Source organism: Actinotignum urematis (assembly GCF_051264595.1).
In the GTDB taxonomy this organism is placed as follows: domain Bacteria; phylum Actinomycetota; class Actinomycetes; order Actinomycetales; family Actinomycetaceae; genus Actinotignum; species Actinotignum timonense_A.
Window position 1 is genome coordinate 1 of record NZ_JBOZBG010000026.1, and the last position, 20,822, is coordinate 20,822.

The 20,822-nt window shown below is 61.5% G+C and carries 20 protein-coding genes and 1 tRNA gene; 15 read left to right on the forward strand and 6 right to left on the reverse strand.

Annotation, left to right across the window (positions count from 1 at the left end; all coding sequences use genetic code 11):
- Positions 1-87: 87 nt before the first annotated feature.
- Both ACRQDJ_RS08820 and ACRQDJ_RS08825 read right to left on the reverse strand, forming a co-directional pair.
- The gene (locus ACRQDJ_RS08820; RefSeq protein WP_284889097.1) at positions 88-459 is read right to left on the reverse strand and encodes a PH domain-containing protein; all 372 of its coding nucleotides are present in this window, start codon (positions 457-459) and stop codon (positions 88-90) included.
- 137 nt (positions 460-596) lie between these two features.
- Complete coding sequence (locus ACRQDJ_RS08825) at positions 597-1,028, reverse strand: DoxX family protein (RefSeq protein ID WP_284889096.1); 432 nt, start codon at positions 1,026-1,028, stop codon at positions 597-599.
- A 480-nt stretch (positions 1,029-1,508) separates the two neighbouring features.
- Here ACRQDJ_RS08825 and ACRQDJ_RS08830 point away from each other — a divergent pair, with 480 nt between their 5' ends.
- From ACRQDJ_RS08830 to ACRQDJ_RS08840, 3 genes are all read left to right on the forward strand, one after another.
- Positions 1,509-4,208 carry an MSCRAMM family protein gene (locus ACRQDJ_RS08830; RefSeq protein ID WP_284889094.1) on the forward strand — a complete coding sequence of 900 codons (2,700 nt, stop codon included), beginning with the start codon at positions 1,509-1,511 and terminating at the stop codon, positions 4,206-4,208.
- A 132-nt stretch (positions 4,209-4,340) separates the two neighbouring features.
- The gene (locus ACRQDJ_RS08835; RefSeq protein WP_284889093.1) at positions 4,341-5,819 is read left to right on the forward strand and encodes a SpaH/EbpB family LPXTG-anchored major pilin; all 1,479 of its coding nucleotides are present in this window, start codon (positions 4,341-4,343) and stop codon (positions 5,817-5,819) included.
- 86 nt (positions 5,820-5,905) lie between these two features.
- Positions 5,906-6,790, forward strand: coding sequence for a class C sortase (locus ACRQDJ_RS08840; protein ID WP_284889092.1), 885 nt, complete (start codon positions 5,906-5,908; stop codon positions 6,788-6,790).
- Positions 6,791-6,843: 53 nt separating this feature from the next.
- Here the strand turns inward: ACRQDJ_RS08840 and ACRQDJ_RS08845 are convergent, their stop codons facing one another.
- Both ACRQDJ_RS08845 and mprF read right to left on the reverse strand, forming a co-directional pair.
- Positions 6,844-7,314 (reverse strand): hypothetical protein, encoded by a 471-nt coding sequence (locus ACRQDJ_RS08845; protein ID WP_435717998.1) that lies wholly within the window; start codon positions 7,312-7,314, stop codon positions 6,844-6,846.
- Positions 7,314-10,022, reverse strand: coding sequence for a bifunctional lysylphosphatidylglycerol flippase/synthetase MprF (gene mprF / locus ACRQDJ_RS08850; RefSeq protein ID WP_435717999.1), 2,709 nt, complete (start codon positions 10,020-10,022; stop codon positions 7,314-7,316). Before mprF ends, ACRQDJ_RS08845 begins: the two co-directional genes overlap by 1 nt.
- Positions 10,023-10,239: 217 nt before the next feature.
- Between mprF and ACRQDJ_RS08855 the strand changes: the two genes are divergently transcribed.
- The 3 genes from ACRQDJ_RS08855 to ACRQDJ_RS08865 all read left to right on the forward strand — a co-directional run bounded on the left by ACRQDJ_RS08855 (position 10,240) and on the right by ACRQDJ_RS08865 (position 12,815).
- Positions 10,240-10,524 carry an HU family DNA-binding protein gene (locus tag ACRQDJ_RS08855; protein WP_087070911.1) on the forward strand — a complete coding sequence of 95 codons (285 nt, stop codon included), beginning with the start codon at positions 10,240-10,242 and terminating at the stop codon, positions 10,522-10,524.
- A gap of 168 nt (positions 10,525-10,692) precedes the next feature.
- A complete protein-coding gene (locus ACRQDJ_RS08860) occupies positions 10,693-11,037 on the forward strand; it encodes a DUF3039 domain-containing protein (RefSeq protein WP_026429494.1) in 345 nt (114 codons plus the stop codon).
- Positions 10,998-12,815, forward strand: a complete 1,818-nt coding sequence (locus ACRQDJ_RS08865; protein ID WP_234984511.1) for a DEAD/DEAH box helicase — start codon at positions 10,998-11,000, stop codon at positions 12,813-12,815. The genes ACRQDJ_RS08860 and ACRQDJ_RS08865 overlap by 40 nt, the downstream gene beginning before the upstream one ends.
- A gap of 53 nt (positions 12,816-12,868) precedes the next feature.
- Here ACRQDJ_RS08865 and ACRQDJ_RS08870 read toward each other — a convergent pair whose 3' ends face one another.
- Positions 12,869-14,224 (reverse strand): nicotinate phosphoribosyltransferase, encoded by a 1,356-nt coding sequence (locus tag ACRQDJ_RS08870; protein ID WP_026429492.1) that lies wholly within the window; start codon positions 14,222-14,224, stop codon positions 12,869-12,871.
- A gap of 148 nt (positions 14,225-14,372) precedes the next feature.
- On the opposite strand from ACRQDJ_RS08870, the gene clpS reads away from it, so the two are divergent.
- The 6 genes from clpS to rdgB all read left to right on the forward strand — a co-directional run bounded on the left by clpS (position 14,373) and on the right by rdgB (position 18,556).
- Positions 14,373-14,711 (forward strand): ATP-dependent Clp protease adapter ClpS, encoded by a 339-nt coding sequence (gene clpS / locus ACRQDJ_RS08875; RefSeq protein ID WP_087070910.1) that lies wholly within the window; start codon positions 14,373-14,375, stop codon positions 14,709-14,711.
- The gene (locus ACRQDJ_RS08880) at positions 14,701-15,426 is read left to right on the forward strand and encodes a DUF2017 family protein (RefSeq protein ID WP_087070909.1); all 726 of its coding nucleotides are present in this window, start codon (positions 14,701-14,703) and stop codon (positions 15,424-15,426) included. Before clpS ends, ACRQDJ_RS08880 begins: the two co-directional genes overlap by 11 nt.
- A 9-nt stretch (positions 15,427-15,435) precedes the next feature.
- Entirely contained in the window at positions 15,436-16,248 is an 813-nt protein-coding gene (gene murI, locus ACRQDJ_RS08885; protein WP_087070908.1) for a glutamate racemase, read from the forward strand.
- Positions 16,245-17,042: an MBL fold metallo-hydrolase gene (locus ACRQDJ_RS08890; RefSeq protein WP_087070907.1), complete on the forward strand. Its 798-nt coding sequence runs from the start codon at positions 16,245-16,247 to the stop codon at positions 17,040-17,042. Before murI ends, ACRQDJ_RS08890 begins: the two co-directional genes overlap by 4 nt.
- Positions 17,043-17,150: 108 nt before the next feature.
- Complete coding sequence (gene rph, locus ACRQDJ_RS08895; protein ID WP_087070906.1) at positions 17,151-17,942, forward strand: ribonuclease PH; 792 nt, start codon at positions 17,151-17,153, stop codon at positions 17,940-17,942.
- On the forward strand, positions 17,933-18,556 hold the full coding sequence (gene rdgB / locus ACRQDJ_RS08900; protein ID WP_087070905.1) for an RdgB/HAM1 family non-canonical purine NTP pyrophosphatase: 624 nt from the start codon (positions 17,933-17,935) through the stop codon (positions 18,554-18,556). Before rph ends, rdgB begins: the two co-directional genes overlap by 10 nt.
- On the opposite strand, the gene ACRQDJ_RS08905 is transcribed toward rdgB, so the two are convergent.
- A complete protein-coding gene (locus tag ACRQDJ_RS08905; RefSeq protein WP_026429485.1) occupies positions 18,553-19,089 on the reverse strand; it encodes a DUF4916 domain-containing protein in 537 nt (178 codons plus the stop codon). The two genes, rdgB and ACRQDJ_RS08905, sit on opposite strands and share 4 nt — an antisense overlap.
- 129 nt (positions 19,090-19,218) lie before the next feature.
- On the opposite strand from ACRQDJ_RS08905, the gene ACRQDJ_RS08910 reads away from it, so the two are divergent.
- From ACRQDJ_RS08910 to ACRQDJ_RS08920, 3 genes are all read left to right on the forward strand, one after another.
- On the forward strand, positions 19,219-19,542 hold the full coding sequence (locus ACRQDJ_RS08910; protein WP_101595090.1) for a hypothetical protein: 324 nt from the start codon (positions 19,219-19,221) through the stop codon (positions 19,540-19,542).
- Positions 19,526-19,996 carry a thioredoxin-dependent thiol peroxidase gene (bcp, locus tag ACRQDJ_RS08915; protein WP_101595086.1) on the forward strand — a complete coding sequence of 157 codons (471 nt, stop codon included), beginning with the start codon at positions 19,526-19,528 and terminating at the stop codon, positions 19,994-19,996. Before ACRQDJ_RS08910 ends, bcp begins: the two co-directional genes overlap by 17 nt.
- Positions 19,997-20,152: 156 nt before the next feature.
- Positions 20,153-20,234, forward strand: a tRNA-Leu gene (locus tag ACRQDJ_RS08920).
- Positions 20,235-20,822: the final 588 nt, after the last annotated feature.

The window sequence follows — 20,822 nt, forward strand, 5'->3', positions numbered from 1 at the left end:
CCATTACCAGGAACGGCCGCCACGCATATTCTCCGGACGCTTGGTAAAAAGTAGCCGCCTACCGCGGCTACGAGTACCTACCGCGCTTTACCGCGCCCCCAGCACACACCGAGCGATGAGCTTATCGATGCGCCGCACGTCGATATGGCGCCCCAGGCTAATCTTGATATGCCCGGCCAGCGTCCACATCTCAATCTCCGCGCTGATATCAATTTTCCCGGCATTTTCACTCGACCACATCTGGATGGCCTTATATGGCAGCGAATAAATCTCCACCTTCTTGCCCGTAATGCCCTGCGCATCGCGCACGATTAGCCGTTTTGAGGTAAAAATCGCGCTATCGCGTAGCGTCTTATAGGCGGCGTACGGCTCTTCGCCTTCGGTGAGTAGATCGGCAACATCGGCCGGGATCGGGGTTTCTTCCATGAATACCCAGGCGGCAACCCGCGCAGCTTCCATGCTTGCTCCTTTGCGTTGAGCGGTGCGAACACCGTTGTGTGCAGTTGTGCAACAATTTTCGCACAGCTCGCGTTCGTGCAGGTAGGTACGACGCCGCAGCTCACCGGCCCACGGCCGCCCGCGCCACCACCGTTTCTCTAGCGATTCGCCGCCGCGGAATCCGCCTTCGCGTTCGTTTCCGCATCTGGCTTTGCGTCGGCCTGGGTATCAGCCAGCTTCATAACATTCCACCCCTGCTTAATAAGCACAGCCTGGAGGGGGAGCCGGCCATAAGCAATCGCCTTGAGCGGCCAGGGCTTATTCCGCCACTGGTAGGCCATGTAGATATTCGCCGGGAAAACGGCGAGGAACAGCGCAATGGCCGCCGCTCCGCCAAGCTTGCGGGTGCGCCGGTGCGCAATGAGTCCGGCCGTCACCAATTCCGCCACCCCGGAGGCCAGGGTATAGGCTCGCGGCTCGCCGGGAAGCCGGGGCGGGATGATGGAATCGAAGGGCTCGGGAGCGATGAAGTGTAGGGCTCCCATGCCGGTGAGGAGGCCGGTAAGGAGCTGGGGATCTTTGCGTGACATAACTTGATCGTAGACCTGGCATGAGGCTGTATTCAATTATTTCGCGAACAAGCGCGAAAGATTAGCGTCGCTTACCTCGCCAAATTTGTCGCTAGACAACCATGGACACGTCGCGTACTTTTCGTCAATTTTCGTGTGGTGCTCATAACATAAAGTTCTTTACTAATCTGTGAAAATTTATTTCAAATCAACAATTTAGGTCTAGGGTCCTAGAAGGTGCTGTGCTACGGTGGCGTGAAAAAATGCGGGGGGGGGGGGGGATTTTTAGCGCCATAGTACGCCAATTTTCCAAGTGTAAAGATTTGCAAAATATTTTCAGGCTGGGAGCCGTCTGGGAACTTTGGCGGAGATGAATCACGTTTCACGTTACTGGACAGTAGGTAGTTCCTCCCGTAGCTTGTTAAGGCGATTGATAACTATTAGTTATACGGCGGGCTGATCAACCACTTCCGGTGATCAATCCTTCGTGTAATGGACAGGATGAGCGTGAATTTTCGGGCGATACCGGCAACGGTTGCAACGATCGTGGCCGCACTCATGACCAGCCATGCCACGGGTCTCCCATTTTCGGGTACCCCGGCGCCTCATCCCACCCCTGGCATCACCACCGCTCAAGATGCCAGCGATCAGCCCACCTCGGAAGCTCCGGAACCCGGCACCGCCGCCGGGGATCCTGCGCAGCCTAATCCCGCCAGCCCGGCTGCGCCGTCGGACTCCACCGAAACAGACACCACAGAAGAAGGCGCGACCGAAGAAGGCGCCGCAACAACAGAGAGCAACGAAGAAACCACCCCGGCACCGGATGCCGATCCGAACGCTGCGGGCGCAACCGATGCCACCACCCCGCTGGACCGGGCGCAGAAGAGCTGGCGCGAACAGCTCGGAATTCTGGAACAGCCGGAAGGCACCCCGCGGGATGGTTCGGCCAGCCAGCTCGCCGCGCCGCCGAGCCGCTTCGCGCCGCGCAATGTGCGGCCTACCGGTATGCACCAGTGCACCGGCCGTGGTTTTTATTCCATGAGCTCGGGCAAGGGCGAAATCAACTTCCTTTATGTGAATTCGAATGGCACGTTGGGCTCGGAGCTCGTGGGTCGCGTGGAATGGAAGAAGGATACCGGCGCGGGGCGCAACCTCGGCTACGACGGCCTGGCCATCGCCGCGGACGGCTCCATGTGGCATACCGAGCTGCGAGGTTCTACCCAGCCCGGCTCAACTCCGGAAACCTGGATCGCTCACGGCCGTATCAGCAATACGGGAGACACGGGATACCAGCTGTATGAGCGCTACCGGATCCTCGGGCCCGGAATGCCCATCAAAGGTGGCACGATGTCCCCGGACGGCAAGTACCTCACGATTGGTGATACCGCGACTGCCGGCACCAATTACAAGTCCAAGCGTAAGCTCATGGCTTTCGATCCGGGCACGCGCCGGATGGTCACCCTCGGCTACCTCAACACAACGAGTCTGTCCTCCGCGGTTTTCTCTGACATGATTTTCGATAAGGATGGCAATCTTTACATCCTTTCCGGTTCATCTGAGGGCCGCCTCAATAACCAGGGCCGCGATTTCTCCGGCCTGAGCCAGATGCGTATTGACCGCATTGACGCCGCGGATTTCCAGGCTGCATATAACCGGGCGATTGCTGCCGGCCAGTTCGCGACCGCGAATAATGCGCGCGAGCCGATTATCAACCTCAACAGTATTCGTAATAAGAATTTCCCGGAGTTGCCTACCGAGCTCGTCCGTTCCTTCCACATGAACCTCATGATGTTCGAGCCGGATGGTTTGGCTGCCGGTCCTAATGGTTCGTTCTATGTGTCCGGCCGTTACACCGGCCAGAACCCGAGCGGACGCCTCTCGCAGTCGCGTATCTACGAAGTCGATATTATTTCCGGCGAGGTCCGCAACCGCAAGCAGCCGGTGTTCCAGGTCCCGGCGAGCCCTGGGGATTACAACGGGCAGTGGGCTGATACTGCGATTTCCGATACCGAAGGCTGCGCGGAGCTTCCCACCATTAGCGCGGAGAAGAACATCACGAAGCGCCTGAATGAGCGCGATCAGTTCACGGTGACCGTGGCGGAGAAGAACCCGGGCACGAATCCGCTGGGCGGCGCCCCGTATTCCGAATCTGTGACGACGACGGGCCAAGCCGATGGTCCCCAAACGCCGACGCGCAAGATGCTGCGTGGCCGGGATCGCGTCTATGTGCTCAAGGAGCAGATGGCCGGCGGTTCGGCGTCGTCGCTCAGTGACTACAACAAAGTATGGAGTTGCACGGACAAGCTGGGGCGAAATGTCCAGGTGCGCGGGCAACGCGAGGAAGGCGGTGCTTTCCTCGGGGAAGTGACCTCGCCGCCTGTGAACGGGAATCTCACGTGCTCGGTATTGAATAGCCCGAAGGTAACTTCGCTGACCATCCAGAAGCAAGATGCGGATTATGGCGATCCGCTGGCCGGGGCCGTTTTTGACCTGTGCGAGGACGCTAACGGGAACGGACGCTGCGATGCTGGTGAGCCGCGCCAGGGCGAGCGCACCACGGATGGATCCGGCCGTGCCAGGTGGGACAATGTGCTCATTGGGCGGCGCTACGTGGTGGATGAAAAGTCCGCGCCGCGTGGGTACCGGCCGGCGGGTACGCCGCAAGTCGTGACGACCAAGCAGCAGAATCCCCCGGTCATCATTAAGAACGATCGCGTGCGTGGCACCATCGTCTGGGAGAAAAAGGAAACCGGGTCAGAGAAGTTCCTTAAGGGATCCGTCTGGACGGTGCGTGATCAGCATGGGCGGCCTTTCGAGGTAAGCGATTGCGTGGGGGAGACCGCGCAGGCGTGCCCGGCTACCAGGCTTTGGCAGGATCAGGATCCGCGCCCGGGCAAGCTGCGCTTGGAAAACGTTCCCTGGGGTACCTACACCCTGGAAGAAAAGACCGCGCCGCTGGGCTACGTGAAGACCACCGAGGTGAAAACGGTCGAGGTGGGCGCCACCACGGTCACGAATGATCGTAACGAGCCCGTGGAACTGAATCTTGGCGCGATTTATAACAAGCTTCGTGAGGCACCGCCGCTCCCACTCACCGGTGGGTGGAGTGATAGCGCGTTCCGCACGGCAGGTTTCGCGGTGCTCGGGGGAGCTGTGCTCCTGGTGAGCATCGTGATGATCAGACGGCGAAACCGGGGGTGAGCGTGGAATAAAGGCTCAACCACTGAGAACTATCTGCGTGGGTAACACCGCGTAGTTACCGCCGCCCTTCGGGCAAAAATAACCACACAACTAATTGAAGCAATATGTGCTGCAATCACGGAGAGGACTACCATGCAGCTGAAGAAATCTATCCGCGCGGTGCTCGCCGCCCTGATCACCGCCCTCCTCGGCGCGGCCGGTCTGGTGCTCGCACCCGGGGCCCACGCTGTTCCGGCCGCCGAAGATACGCTTGGCAATCCGGATCTTAATAAGGCCGGTTCTATCACGGTCCACAAGTACAAGAACCCGGCTTGGGACAAGCCGAATAACGGTCGCGAGATCACGGATGTTCCGCAGGGTGCAGAAGCTCTCGACGGTGTTGAGTTCATTATTCAAGAGGTTCAGGGTATTGACCTGACTAAGCCGGAAGATTGGGCGAAGATCTCGAAGCTGAAGTACGACGCTGCAACATCGCAGGTAACCGTCGATAATCAGCAGCTCACTCTGGGTGCTCCGACAAGCCAGAAGACTGAGAATGGTGGAAAGACTACCTTCGCGAATCGCGCTGCTGGAGTTTACCTTGTGCGCGAAGGTGACACTGGTACTCACAACGTCACTGAAAAGGCTCAGCCCTTCTTCGTCTCCATCCCCTTCCCCTCGAAGGTAAACGATAAGGCTGAGTGGATCTACGACATTCACGCTTACCCGAAGAACACCATTGCCGATGATGGTACAAAGACACTGAAGGATACTGATTCCCGCAAGGTCGGCGACAACGTTAAGTGGGATATTCAGTACCAGATTCCTGCTTTGGCAAAGGACCAGACCTACAAGAAGATCGGTATGGAGGATAACCTTGATCAGCACCTCAAGTACGTTGGTGCGACGGTTTCCCTTGATAACACTGTTCTTACCGCTACCACCGACTACACGATCACCGTTGCTCCTGAGAACAAGGAGAACAACGATGTGACGACTCGCCAGAAGGTTACGGTTCAGCTTACTGAAGCTGGACTCAAGAAGGTTCAGGCCGGACAGCAATTCAAGGTTGAACTGACCACGCAGATCACCGGACTCCCGAACAACGGTGAAATCCCGAACTCCTTCGGTCCCATTGTGAACGATTACAACCCGGGCGTGGACAAGACTCGTTCGGATCGTCCGGTTAAGCTCGGTGAACTTCTTGTTCTCAAGCGTGACAAGGACAACCAGAAGCCTTTGAAGGGTGCAGAGTTCGAAGTGTTCGGCTCCGAGCAGGACGCAAATGCGGGAACTAATCCCATTGCTTCTGCTACTTCGGATGACGAAGGTAAGGTTCGCTTCCCGGGCCTGGTTCTGGGCGATGCGGAACAGAAGGACTTCTTCCTTAAGGAAAAGAAGGCTCCTGCTGGTTACGTCATCAATACCGAAGTCAAGCGAGTTACGGTTCAGAAGGGTGTTGCTACCAATGTTCTTTTGAACATCGACAACACCAAGCATGACGGCCCGAACCTGCCGCTGACCGGTGCTGCCGGCCAGCTGCTGCTCACCCTGGGTGGCCTCGCGCTGCTGGGTGCTGCTGGTGGTTTGACCGTCGCTCAGGTTCGCCGCAACCGCGCGGTGAACGCCTAAGCACAGAACTGACCGCGTAACATACGCGGTCTACCGAACGGGTGGGGAGGTGCCATCTGGTACCTCCCCACCCGGGTCTGTATCTCATGAAGAAAAACCTGCTGCTGCCCTACCTCATCGGGCTCCTCGTTATCCTCGGCCTCACTTTGCTGGTGTACCCGCATGCTGCCGCCTGGCTCTCCCAATACGAGCAATCCAAAATCACCGGCGCGTACTCCGATCAAATCGCCACCGCCCAGCCTGATAAAGAAACCCAGCTCGCCGCCGCGCACGCCTATAACGAAGCATTCAACGCCGGCGCGATCCTGGAAGCCAATGAACGCAAAGCCACCGGCACCGGCGACACCACCGCCGCGGACGGCATCTGGCCTTACGAAAAGATTCTTGCTGCGGACTCTGACGGCCTCATGGCTCGGCTCCGCATCCCGAATATTGACGTTGATCTACCCGTCTACCACGGCACCTCAGATGAGGTTCTCAACCGCGCGGCCGGCCACCTGGAAGGCACCTCGCTGCCCGTGGGCGGGCCGAGCACCCGCGCCGTCATCACCGCGCACCGCGGCCTTGCCAACGCCCGCATGTTCACCGACCTCAATAAGGTCAACGTGGGGGATACCTTCACCATCGAAGTGTTCGGTGATGTACTCACCTATCGCGTCCGCGATACCAAAGTGGTGGCCCCGGAAGATACCGACACCCTGCGGGTAGAAGAAGGAAAAGACCTCGTCACCCTGGTGACCTGCACCCCGCTCGGCATTAACTCCCATCGCATCCTGGTCACGGGGGAGCGCATTATCCCCACCCCGGTGGCAGACGTGAAAGCCGCGAATAAGCCCTCGGATCTGCCGCGCTTCCCGTGGTTCGCCATCGCCTACGGAGCCGCAGTTTTGGGAACTATCGGGGTGCTCGGGCGCATGACGTGGAAAGAACGCCGCCGCGCCAAGAACAACGCCGCGAGTCCAGGAGCATAACGCCTGCGGTACAGCGAACGGGAGGGGTACTACTCAGCACCCCTCCCGTTCAGCTAAGCCAGTTCCTCTTCGTTGCGCAGAAACTCATCCCGCCCGATGATGAAACGCCGCTTGCTCACCGGCGCGGGCGGCGAAGGAAGCGCTATCGCGTCAAGATAAAACTCATTGACCCGCACCAATAGCTGGAGCCTGCCCTGTTCTACCAGGTAGAAAGCACGCGGATGCGGGCCATCCAACCAGCCGCGATACACATCCAAATCCAGCACACTCAGTACAAAGAAGCCGGCTGCCTTCAACCGGTAGTGGCTCGGCCGGGCCTCCAGGTACCAAATCCGGGCATCCGGGAAAAGCTCACGCACCTGATCATCCGCATCGCGCCGCTCAGCCGCCGCGAGCTCGGATTTATGCCGCTCCGGATCAGCCACCAGCTTGCTGCGCACGTTCTGCGTGGCCCGGCGCAGCACAACCGTGCCAAATTCGTCCATCGGCGTTTCGGGATTACGCATCGAGGGCCGCTTCGCCATCAGGCACCTTTCTTTCCAGCCGCACTGGCGGCCTGAGTATCAGCTGCCGGAACGGCAGCTGCGGCGTCGTCGCCCTCACTAGAGCAGGGCGCGGGCAGGCTCCATTGCAGCGGAATCGCCCCGCGGCTGCGGTCCGGATGCTGAATCACGTCGAGGAGTCCCAGGATGGTGGGGGTGAGCGCCGTCGTTCCTGTATACGCAAGATAGCGGGACTGCCAGCGCGGCTTGAACTTTTCCTTGTAGGAACGCAGGCCCTTGAAATTGTAGAGGCGGTCGCCGAAGTCGTAGATCACGCGCACCACCTTTTCGCGCGCCCGCGAAAAACGCGTGGTGCCCGTATTGGACATGGGCGCCATCCCCAGGTTCACATGGGTGTAGCCGTTTTCTTTCGCCCATTCGATCAGCGAAACGAAAATGCCGTCCATGGTGCCGCCCGGCGCGTCGGGGCGAATGCGCATGAGGTCCACGGACGCAACCCCCGGCGCCATCGGCATGAGGCTCGCGAATCCTTCGATACGTTCCTCCCCACGCACCAGCAGCACCGGGGTGCGACCAATATAGGAGGCGTCGAAGAAACCGAGGGAGAAGCCCATTTCGGAACGTTTGCCCAGCCAGGCATCCGAAACTTCGCGCAGCTCCCCGATGAAGTCGGGAGTGTAAGGCGGGAAATGCACTTCGAAATGCGTGCCTTTTTCGCCCATGCGGTTGCGCATGCGCCGGAACACCTTGCCCTTATTGCCCACATTGGAGTAGGTGGCCAGGTCCACGGTGGCGTCCTCCCCGATTTTCACGAAGGAGAAACCGATATTCGCGCAGGCCCCCAGGTAAATATCCGCGATCTCGTAAATCGCCACCGAACAGCCGTGTTCATCGGCGTAGGTCACGAACTCCTCGAAGAGCTCCTCGAAGGAGGCCTCGTCCCCAAAGGGATCGCCGAGCACCAGCATGGAGGAACGGTAGGGGCGGTAGAGCAGCGCCGCGCGCCCGTTCGAAGAATAAAAGACCTGCTTATCGCCCAGATAGAAAAGATGCGTGAAGGCATTACCGGCATTGTGCTCGCTCATGAACGTTTCGAAACGATGCACGTCATCCGGGGGGGGCAGCTCAAAATGCGGGGCGCGTGAACGCGAGAAAAGCAGCGCGAGGGAAATGAGGGAAACGAAGCAGATCATGCTCACACCGGTGAGCAGCGCGTGGGCGGTGGGGTATACGTGCGCCTGCGGGGCGCCGTGGATCCAGCGCCAGGCGAAAATTCCGAGGGGGATCCCCACCGCGATGACCGCGAAAAACGCGAAAGAACGCCATTCGAAGGGGAGCGGGTCGCGGTTGAAAGCCCCGCGCGCCAGGTAGAGCAAAATCGCGAAAAGAATAATGACGATAATTGCGCCGGTATCCAGGCCGCGCGCCACCGAGGCCACCGCCGCCACGCCCAACAGAATCAAAATAATCGGGAAAATGCGGCTCACCCGCTGGCGCACCCCGCGCGCCAAAATAAGCAGCATAATCCCCACCAGCAGCGAAACAATACGCGAGGAGCGAATCATTTCGTGGGGGAGGAAGACATGCAGCAGCGCCACCCGCGCGTAAAACGAGGGCGCGAAAGCATTGACGATGGAGAAAATCCCCAGAATCACCACGCCGGTGGAAAGCGCGTTAATGAGCCAGCGTTCGCGTTTCTCGCGATCCTCCAGGCCCAGGCGCGGGTAGGCGTATTCGGCCAGCCAGTACACGGTGGCCGCCAGCCACGGCAGCGCGTAGTAGGTGACGCGGTAGACGATAATCGCGAGCACCAGGGTCGAAGAATCAAAACCGAGGTGCTGGAAGAACACAATAACGGTGAGATCGAAGGTTCCCAGGCCGGCCGGAATGAAGCTGAGCAGGCCCACCAGGGTGGCGGTGGCGTACACAAACACGGCCTGCACGAAAGAAACCTCACCCAGGAACGTGCGCACGCAAATCCAGAAGAACACCGCCGCGGCCAGCCAATCCGCAACGGAAGCAAAAAGCATCTGGAGTTTCTGCCGGAAATTCTGGGTGCCGATCGCGGTGGTGCGCAAGTCAATCTTCCAGAAATGCACTTTGCCAGCCAGGAAATACACCGGGATATACAGGCAGGCCACCACGGGTACCACCAGGAAACGCCCGTCGTAGCGGAAGGCGAAAGGCAGGGTGGCTAGCAGCATGGCGAACAGCCCGAGCAGGTTCGCGGCCCATACCGCAACGCTCGCATCCACGGCGGCTTTGGTGGAGGCCCCGGCCCGCTTGTAGTAGCGCGAGCGAATCGCCCCGCCGGTCAGCCCGCCCAGCCCCGCAAAATTATTAAAAGCCTGGGCGATCCACCCGATTTTCGCGGCGGTTCCCACCGGGATCTCCACCCCGAAATGCCGGGAGGCGAAGATGTCATAAATACCGGTGGCGGTAAAAGCCAGAAAACCGAGGGCCACCAGCTCCACGAGGATAATCGGAGGTGTCGAGCTGAGCACTTTCGCCATCTGTTCACCGCTCAGCTCCTTGAGCTGGCTGTGAGCCACGGCCGCCACGCCGGCGATCACCAGCACGTAGAAAGCGATTTTGAAGGGGCGGGGGTGGGAGCGGATGAAGGCGACAAGTCGCGACACCGGGGAACCTTTCTTCGACGACGACACCCCGGCCCGCGTGCTCACTTTCGCGGCGCTGACCGGCCCGGGGGCTTCCTGAACCTTTCTCATTATGCCCTTAAGCCAGGCATTCGTGCCGGCCAACGGGTGCGGTTCGGGTGCGCAAATCCTGTGACAACTGTGCAAATTGGAGGGAGTTGTGATGTATGTCTTAACCGACACGCGGCGATTTCGCAGAAAATTCTCACTTTGGCGCCAGTTTCCGCTACATTTTTGCTTAGTGGTTCTTATGAGCCATGTACCTGAACAGATATCGAGAGGTATTTTCATGTCCGTTAACCGCACAGAGCTCATCGCAGCTATCGCCGACCGTTCCGGCCTGTCCAAGTCCGATGCCGATAAGGTGATCGCCGCGCTCCAGGAAGTGCTCGTCGATTCGCTTTCCAAGGGCGAAGCCGTGAAGATCACCGGCCTGCTCTCCGTGGAGCGCACCGAGCGCGCCGCCCGCAAGGGCCGCAACCCCCGCACCGGTGAAGAAATCGAGATTCCCGCCGGTTTCGGCGTGAAGATCTCGGCTGGATCCAACCTCAAGAAGGCTGTGTCCAACAAGTAGCCTGAGTTGCTTGTGAGTATCGCCTCCTCGGTTTTGCCGGGGAGGCGATTCTTGTGTAGGGGCGTGTTGAGGTACGACGGCGCTGCCGGGCTCCGGGTACTTTCGCTTTCCACGTGAGGCGCCCCGGTGCGGCTTCCCCGGGCCGGCGCGGGCCGTACAATAGAGCCCATGAGTACTTCCCTTCCCGATCCTTTAGGAACTCCGGGCGCGCCATCGGCCCCGGCCGGCCCGGCCACGGAATCTCAGCAATCCGTCGGGGTGCTGGAACGCACCGAAGAACGCCTTTCTCACGGTGATGAGGAGCGTTTCTCCCACTACGTGCGCAAGGACCGCCTTATGGCTTCCGCCGTGTACGGCCAGCCGGTGGTGGCGCTGTGCGGGAAGATTTGGATTCCTTCGCGCAACCCGGATCGCTATCCGGTGTGCCCCACCTGCAAGGAAATCCGTAAACAGATGGGCAACCAAGGCTCCGGATGGCCCTTCGGGCCGGACGTGCCGGGAAGTGGCAAGTGAGTCTGCACCGCTCGATTCCCGCTTCTACCCCGCATACCCCTTCCGTTTCCGCCGCTTCGAATCTCCCTCCGGCTTTCCCGGCCCGCGCGGCCTGGGGAACCACCTCGAGCCTGCGCTCCTGGCAGGCCGAAGCGCTGCGCCTCTACCTGGAGCGCATGCCCCGGGATTTCCTCGCGGTAGCTACCCCCGGGGCGGGTAAAACCACCTTCGCGCTGCGCGTCGCCGTCGAAATGCTCGCGCGCCACGAGGCCCGCACCATCACGGTGGTCTGCCCCACCGAACACCTGAAAACACAGTGGGCGCAGGCCGCGGCCCGCGTGGGTATTCAGCTGGACGCCGATTTCACCAACGCCCAGCGCACCGAAGGCTCCTTCTTCAACGGGGTGTGCGTGACCTATGCCCAGGTGGCCGCTAACCCGGCCCTGCATCGCGAACGCACCAGCGCCCGGCCCACCTTCGTGATCCTGGACGAGATTCACCACGGCGGGGATGCTCTCTCCTGGGGGGATGGCATTCGCGAAGCCTTCACTCCGGCCACCCGCCGCCTGGCCCTCACCGGCACGCCTTTCCGTTCGGATACCTCGCCCATTCCTTTTGTGACCTACGAACCGGATGGCTATGGGAACTTGCGCTCCAAAGCCGATTACACCTACGGTTACGCCCAGGCGCTGCGCGACGGGGTGGTTCGGCCGGTTATTTTCCTGTCCTATTCGGGGCAGGTGCGCTGGCAAACCAAGCAGGGTGACGTGGTGGCCGCGACCTTAGGCGAGCCACTCACCAAAGATATGACGGCGCAGGCTTGGCGTACCGCCCTCAATCCGGGTGGGGAGTGGATCCCGGAGGTGCTGTCCGCCGCGAACGAACGCCTCACGGTGGTGCGCCGCTCGCTACCCGATTCGGGTGGGCTGGTGATCGCCTCCAACCAGAAGGATGCCCGCGCGTACGCGCAGATCCTCACCGAGATCACCGGGGAAGCACCTACCGTGGTGCTCTCCGACGATGCCGGCGCGAACGAAAAAATCGCCACCTTCGCGGATTCTGATTCGCGGTGGATGGTGGCGGTGCGGATGGTATCCGAAGGGGTGGACGTGCCGCGCCTGGCCGTGGGCGTGTATGCCACCTCGGCTTCGACCCCGCTCTATTTCGCGCAGGCGATCGGGCGTTTCGTGCGGGCCCGGCGGCGCGGGGAAACCGCCACGGTGTTCCTGCCTTCGGTGCCGGTGCTCCTGGAGCTGGCCGCACAGATGGAAAAAGAACGCGACCACGCCATTTCGAAACAGGCGGAGGTGGCCGGCTGGGATGATGACCTGCTGGAGGCCGCCAACCGGGAAGAAAAGGCCAGTGAGGAACTGGAGGGCCCGGGTTACGAAGCCCTGGAATCGGGGGCGCTTTTCGATAGGGCTCTTTTCGACGGCGGTGAATTCGGGCTCGGGGCGGCCGTCGGTTCGGAAGAAGAAGCAGATTTCCTAGGGATTCCCGGGCTGCTCGAACCCGAAGAAGTGACCACGCTGCTGCGCGCCCACCAGGCCGAACAGGCAAAAAAGGCCCGCTCCCAGCGCCCGGCCCCGGGCGCCGATGAGCTCACCCGCCGGCGTACCGCCCGCAAGGAACTCACCCAGCTGGTGGCGGCCTGGGCGAAGAAAACCGGGGACCCGCACGCCCTTATCCACACGGAGTTGCGCCGCGCCTGCGGCGGCCCGGAAGTCGCCCGGGCGAGCGCCGACCAGATCGAAGCGCGCGTGAAAACACTGCGGCGCTGGTTCGTAGGCCAGCGCTAAGCGCTCTGGCCGCTTCGAACCAGCGCCGCAGCGAGCAGGAAGGCGAGCGGGAATTAAGCCGCGGCGTCGTCGCCAGGGAAAATATCCACCATGCGGGTGGGGATCGCGGGTTCCCCGGCGGAGAGGCGCCAGCCGTCGTAGGGGAGGGCGTCGCGCGAGGTGTCGTGGCGCAGGCGGGCGGCGGAGAGGACTTCCGTGCCGCAGTAACGTTCGTCGATGGTGCCGGCCTCTACCAGATGGACCTGGAGCGGGCGGGCGCCCTGTTTCTCCAGGTAGGCCAGGCCCTCGGCGAAACTCGAGGCGCTCACCACCAGTTCCTCGGTGGCGTGCCCGCCGCTCTCCAAGCGCCCGGCAACCTTGAGCCCGCCCACCGAAGCCTTATTCTCCGAAGCCTTGGCGACCTCCTCGGGCCGGCCGTCCGCACCTTCGCGCTGGACTAGCTTGTAGACCATTTGCGCGGTGGGAACCCCCGAGCCGGTGACCAGGCGGGTGCCCACCCCGTAGCCGTCCACCGGGGCGGAATTGAGGGAGGCGATCGCGTACTCATCAAGATCCGAAGTGACGGTGATCTTCGTGGAGGTGGCACCCAGGCGATCCAGCTGTTCACGTACCTTGAAGGCGGTGGCGATCAAATCACCCGAATCAATACGCACCGCACCGATCTCACCGCCGGCCGCGCGCCCGGCCGCCACCGCATTCTCCACGCCCTGCGCGATATTGTAGGTATCCACCAGCAGCGTGGTGCCGGTGCCCATGGCTGCGATCTGAGTATCGAAAGCTTCGCGCTCCGAATCGTGGACCAGAGTGAAAGAATGCGCCGAGGTGCCCGAAACCGGAATCCCGTACTGGCGCCCGGCCTCCAGATCCGAGGTGCCCACAAAACCGGCGATATAGGCCGCGCGGGCCGCGGAAACCGCGCTGCGTTCGTGGGTGCGGCGCGCCCCGAAGTCCACGCAGGGCCGCCCGTGCGCGGCAATCGTCATACGCGAGGCAGCCGTGGCCACCGCCGAGTCATAGTTGAAAATAGAAAGCGCGAGGGTTTCCAGCACGCAGCACTCCGCGAAGGTGCCCACCGCGGTGAGAATAGGGGAACCGGGGAAGTACATTTCACCTTCCGCGTAACCCCAAATATCGCCGGAGAAGCGGAAGGTGCGCAGCCACTCCAGGGTGGAATCAGAAACGATCTTATTGGCGCGCAGGTACTCAATTTCTTCTTCCCCGAAGCGGAAATTCTTCAGGGCGTCGAGCAGGCGGCCCGTGCCGGCCACCACCCCGTAGCGGCGCCCGCCCGGGAGCCGGCGCGCAAAAATCTCAAAAACGGCCCGCCGTTGGGCCTTTCCCGACTGCATGGCCGCATCCACCATGGTCAGCTCGTACATATCAGTGAGCAAAGCAGTTGAAACACTCATATGCCTGAGTCTACCCGCGCCCACCTGAGCTGGCCGGGGATGATAGGCCGCGCCGGCAGAAGCTGGCGGAGGATGATGGGCCGCGCCGATAAGCGCTGCCCGGGGATGATTCGCCGCGCCGATAAGAGCTTGGCACTAGGATGGAGATATGAGCGCGCACACATCTCCTGAAGATTTAGGGGCCAGCAGCCCGGCGAGCCGCACCGAAAGCCTCACGCTTTTCGAAGCGGTCACCGGCCCGGCCCGCGCCTGGCGCACCGTTGTGCACGATGATCCGATCAACCTCATGAGCTATGTGCAGTGGGTGTTCCAATCCTACTTTGGCCATTCGGCCGACCGCGCCCTCACCCTCATGTTAGAGGTCCATACCCGCGGGCGCGCCGTCGTATCAACCGGACCGCGCGAGCAGATGGAAACAGACGCCCGGGCCATGCACACCTACGGACTGCTCGCCACCATCGAAGAAGAACCGGAAGGTGGGAGATAATATGCTGCCCTTCCGCCCCGCCCGCGGCGGCTACCGTGCCAGCGTTGACGCGACCGAACGGCAACTTTTTGCCGGACTTGCGCGCGACGTCGCAACTCTGCTCGGCTACAACCTGGACGAAGAAATGCAAGAAAGCAGCGCGGATGTAACCGGGCCCGGCGCCGCGCACGCACCTGGCGCCCGCGGCAATGGTACGCCTGGCTCCCGCGGTAACAGCGCACGCGGCGTGGAAGAATCCAGCGATGTGCTCGCCTCCTACGAACGCGAATTAGCCGACCTGGAAACCACCCGCTGCTACACCCCTGCCTGCGATATGGATACCGCCCTCGCCCGGCTCCTGCCGGATATGTCCGAGGAACCCGAGCTCGCTGACGAATTGCGCGCCCTTACCGAATCCGCCGTCTGCCACACAAAAATCCGCAACCTGCTGGTTTTCTATACCTCCCTGGCGAGCGAGGCTGTATGGGTGAGTAATGAAGATGCCGGTAGCTGGCTGGCCGGCGCGAATGATATTCGGATCGTGCTCGGCACCCGCCGCGATATCACCACCGCGGCGGAATCCGAGGCCGTGACCTCCCGCGCGCTCGACATTATGGAATCCGAGCGCCCCCAAATCGATACCACCGACGACATGATCGGCGTGCTCTACGTAATTATTGCGTGGTGGCAAGATTCACTCATCACTGCCATTCAGAACAAGGACCTGCGGCGGTAACTTGACAGTATGGATTCCCGTCCCATTGGTATTTTTGATTCCGGCGTAGGTGGCCTCACGGTCGCGCGCGCGATTATTGACCAGCTTCCCGGCGAATCCATCACCTATATCGGGGATACCGCCCACTGCCCCTACGGCACCAAAACCATTCCCGAGGTACGCGCTTACGCCATGGACATCATGGAGAAACTGGTGGGCTCCGGCGTGAAAATGCTGGTCATCGCCTGCAATTCCGCCACCTCCGCCGCGCTCGCGGATGCCCGGCAGCGCTTCGCCACAGAGATGGGGATCCCGGTGCTGGAGGTGATCCGCCCGGCGGTGCGCCGCGCGGTGCGGGCCACCCGGAACGGGAAAATCGGGGTGATTGCCACCCCGGCCACCATCGAATCGGGGGCCTACCAGGATGCTTTTACGGCCGCCCCGAATCTGGAACTGACCACCCGGGCCTGCCCGCAGTTCGTGGAGCTGGTGGAACAGGGGCAGACGGCCGGTGCCCAGGTGCAGGCGGTTGCCGAACACTACCTCGCTCCGGTGCGGGCGGCCGGGGTGGATACCCTGGTGCTGGGCTGCACCCACTACCCGCTGCTCGCCGGTGTGATCTCCTACACCATGGGGGAGGACGTGACCATCGTGTCCTCCGCGGATGAAACCGCCCGCGATGTTTACCGCGAACTAGCCACCCGCGATATGTTTGCCGGCCCGGGAACCCCCCGGCGCCGCTTCTACGCCACCGGCGACCCGGTGAGTTTCGGGCACCTCGCCCGCAGATTCCTCGGTCCGGAAGTAGGAACCGTGCTATCTACGGAGGAACTCTCGGCATGAGACTGACGATCATTGGATGCTCCGGCTCAATGTCCGGGCCGGAATCACCCGCCTCGGCCTACCTAGTGCAGGCGGAAGGAATCGACGCGAACGGCGCCCCGCGCACCTACACCTTCACGCTGGATTTCGGCCCCGGCGCCATGGGCCATCTGCTGCGCTATACCGACCCGGCACTCCTGGACGCCATGGTGATTTCCCACCTCCACGCCGACCACTGCGCCGACCTCATCGGGATGCAGGTCTACCGGCGCTGGCATCCTTCCGGCCCGCTGCCCCGGGTGGCGGTGTACAGCCCCGGGGATGCGCGGCGGCGCGCCCGCCAACTGGGCGACGACGGCCCGGAAGAAACTTACGACGACGTTTTCGACTTCCGCCAGGTCCGCGCCGGGGATACCTTCCGCGTTGGCCCCATGACCATCCAGGCGTTCCCCGCCCTCCACACCGTGGAAACTTTCGCCTACCGGATCACCGGCCCCTCGGATCTGCGCCCCGGGGAGAACGTGGTGCTCACGTTCACGGGGGATACGGATATGTGCGACGGCGTCGTCGCCGCGGCGCGCGGCGCCGATTTACTCCTTTCCGAATGCGCTTATGAAGATGGGCGGGATACCGTGCGCGGCATTCACCTCACGGGTTCGCGGGCCGGGGCGCTGGCCGCGCAGGCCGGGGCCCATGAGATGCTCCTCACCCACCTCCAGCCGTGGACAGATCGGGAATCCGTGCGGGCCGCGGCGCGGGAAGAATACGAGGGCCGGGTGGCCTGCGTGCGAGCCGGGGAAGCCTTCCGGATCTAAGCGGGGTGCGCGGATCTCAGCAGGCTTGGGCAGGGCTCCGCGGGCGTGGTTTGGCATCAGCTGGCTACGCGGATTTTTCATGTTGTAGCGGCGCGGTAGCCTTAAGCCATGACTGAAAAGAACTCCAGCGCCACGCGAGCGGACGGGCGTGCCGTAGATGAGATGCGCCCCGTCACCATTGACCGCCACTATTTTGAGACCGGGGAAGGCAGTGTGCTGGTGCGCTTTGGGCGTACCACCGTGCTCTGCGTTGCTTCCTTTGAAGAAGGGGTGCCGCGCTGGCGCAAAGGCAGCGGGGAAGGCTGGGTAACCGCCGAATACTCCATGCTTCCGCGCGCTACCTCGGAGCGTTCCCCGCGCGAATCCGTGCGCGGGAAAATCGGGGGCCGCACCCATGAGATTTCGCGGTTGATTGGCCGCAGCCTGCGCGCCGCCGTTGATATGAAAGCCCTGGGGGAGAACACCATCACCCTGGATTGCGATGTGTTGCAGGCCGACGGCGGAACTCGCACCGCGGCTATTACCGGCGCTTTTGTGGCTCTGGCGGATGCCATCTCCTGGGCTCGGGCACGTAAGTTGGTGCGCCGCCCGGTCCTTACCACCTCGGTTTCCGCGGTTTCGGTGGGCATCATTGACGGCCAGCCGCGGCTCGATCTTCCTTATGAAGAGGACGTGCGCGCTGATACCGATATGAATATCGTGGCGCTGGGCAGCGGGGATTACGTGGAGGTTCAGGGAACCGCGGAACACCACCCCTTCAACCGCGCTGATCTTGGGGTTCTCCTTGACCTGGCGGATAAGGGCACCCGCGAGCTTCGTGAACTCCAGCATCGGGTGCTCTTCGAGGGGGAGAATCCGGTACGTAGCGATGTGTTTACCGGCGGTGACCAGTGGAAGTAGCGCAGCCGCGGCGCGTCGTCGTCGCTACCGGAAATGCCCATAAAGTCACGGAACTTCGCAATATTCTGGCGCCGTGGTTGCAGGAAATTGAGCTTGTCTCCGGCGCGGAGTTTGCGGTGCCTGAACCGGTGGAGGATGGCACCACGTTCGCGCAGAACGCGCTCATCAAAGCGCGGGCCTACGCGCGGGCTACCGGCCTGCCGGCTATTGCCGATGATTCGGGCCTGTGCGTAGATATTCTAGGTGGGGCGCCCGGGATTTTTTCGGCGCGCTGGAGCGGTCACCACGGGGACGACGCCGCGAACCGCCAGCTCCTCCTCGCCCAGCTCGCGGATGTGCCGCTGGCCAATCGTGGCGCTCATTTTCATTGCGCGGCCGCGCTGGTGACCCCGGAAGGCCATGAGGAAGTACGCGAAGGCGAAATGCCGGGCATCCTCCTCACCGCCGAGCGCGGCAGCGGGGGCTTCGGCTATGACCCGATCTTCGCGCCGGCCGGCTCCAGCCGTTCCAACGCGGAATTGAGCCCGGAGGAAAAGGATGCTATCTCCCACCGCGGCAAGGCATTTGCTCAGCTGGCACCGGTGATCGTGCAGGTGCTAGCCGAGCGGGCTTAGCAGCGGCCAATATAGCCGAGCGCTGCGCGCAAGAGAGCGGCGTGCCCATCGGACATTTCCGCCTGCAGCTCCGCGGTGCGTGCCTCCCCGGGCGTAAACCAGGTGAACTCCAGGGAGTCATTTCCCGGATCGCAATCCCCGTGAATGGGGATGATATAGGCCAGGTCTACCCGGTGCTGGCGCGCATCGTAATACCCGGCCTCCGGTTCGGGAGTGGGGAAGTATTCGGTGACCGTGAACGGGGCCAGATACGGCGGCAGTTGAGGAAGTGCCACCGAACCGAGGTCTTTATCGATATGGCGGATAAGCGCGGCGCGCACCGGTTCGTGGAACAGCACCCGCCCCGAGGGGAACTCCCGCAAAATCCCCTCAGAATCGGCACGCAGCAGCATCCCGATAGCGATCACCCGCCCGGTTTCATCCAGGCGAACCGGCACAATATCCACGTACACCATCGGGACCTTGTGCCGGACAAATTCGAGTTCCTCGGGGCTGAGCCACGGACCCATATCAGCTGCGTCGACTTCACTCATGTTCTTAATTTTGCCGGGCTTTACGGCCGCGTGGTCCACTCCACGCTACCCGCGAAACATCTGCATTTTCGCGTAGAGCACCGGCGCGGGTGGGGTTCGGCGCGCCATGCGGAAGCTAGACTGAGTGGCATGCGCCAAGCTCGATACCTCAACTACCTCGCCCTCGCCATTCTTGCGCTGGGCGTGGTCACCCTCGCTGTGGGTTGGTATATCGCCATCAGCGGGCATGCCCTCCCGCAATACGGAGTGATTCTCGCGCTCGGAACGGTTGGAGCGGTGGCGTGCGGGCTCGGGTACTGGAGTGAACGCCCCTGGATATTCGGGGCTGGCGCGGTTTTTATGCTGTGGTTCGCGCCCACGCCCCTGGGCCTGTGGCCTCTCGGGATTGGTATCGCCATGCTTATCGCGTGGGCCGTGCTTATTGTGAAGGAAAATAATGTTAAATTCTGGTGATCGTGCCCCGGATTTCACCTTGGACAGCACCGCGGGAACCTTCCGTCTTTCTGAACATCTGAACGACGGCACCCGTGGAGTCATCGTGTACTTCTACCCGAAAGCCAATACCCCAGGGTGTACTACCGAAGCTTGCGATTTTCGCGATAATCTCAATTCTCTGCGCTCGGCTGGCTATGCCGTGGTGGGAGTTTCCCCGGATTCGCTCACCTCGCTGGAGAAATTCCGGGAGAAGCAGGGGCTCAACTTTGTGCTCGCCTCCGATCCGGATCACGCGGTGGCAAGTGAATGGGGCGCTTGGGGAGAAAAGCAAAACTGGGGTAAAACGGTTACCGGAATGCGCCGCTCCACCGTGGTGGTCAATCCGGATGGCACCGTGGCAGCGGCTTTTTACAATGTGAAAGCTACCGGGCATGTGGCGCGGCTGCGCCGCGATCTCGGTATTGACGAATAAGTGGGAAAGGTGAATGGCTGGAACGCGGGTCTTGGCGTTGTGATCGTGCGATAGTTTCTGATCTTTCGGTCCTTTCGGCGTTCCCGGCCTTTTCTGGCTTTCCTGGCCCTTTCCGAATTTTCCTACACCGGGAAATCCGCTAGGATAGACCGGTACGCGCGCGTGGCGGAACTGGTAGACGCGCTGGATTTAGGTTCCAGTGCCTTTGGGCGTGAGGGTTCGAGTCCCTCCGTGCGCACATTTTTTCCCTTGATATCAAGCCAAAAAGTGTTTCGGTTGGGTGCCTGTGGACACGGCGTGGACACGAAGGGCACAGTTAGGTACGGGGTATGGCTTCTATTGAGAAACGGGTGCGCAAGGACGGTACGCCTACGTGGCGTGTCCGGTTTCGTTTGACGCCGGACGGGAACCCGGTGTCTGAGACGTTTTCCACGGCTGAGGCCGCGCCCCTATAGCGCGGCACCGTCCCCTTGCCAGGTCTTGCACCCGGTCAGTCCCTAAACGGTCAAGGGGGGAGGGGAGAGCGGGCGAACGCTGTCACCATTCGCCCGCCTACGGTCAGCAGTTACTAACTAGCGTCAAACTCATTGAGCATCATTTTCACGATCTCAAAGAGCCTTTCACGGCGCTTAGCATTGCTCTCTACGACAATTAGCCGTATCATTTGGAGCAGTGAGTTAGTTTCTGCGTTTCTCATAGGAAACTCCTCTCTTGAGGAAAGTCGCCCGGTGTTGACCCGCCGGGCGCTTGGGTTAATAGACAAAAAGTGGGTCTAATGACGGCGTGTCGTTGGCTTGGATCCGGATCAGATCCGTACGAATCGGGT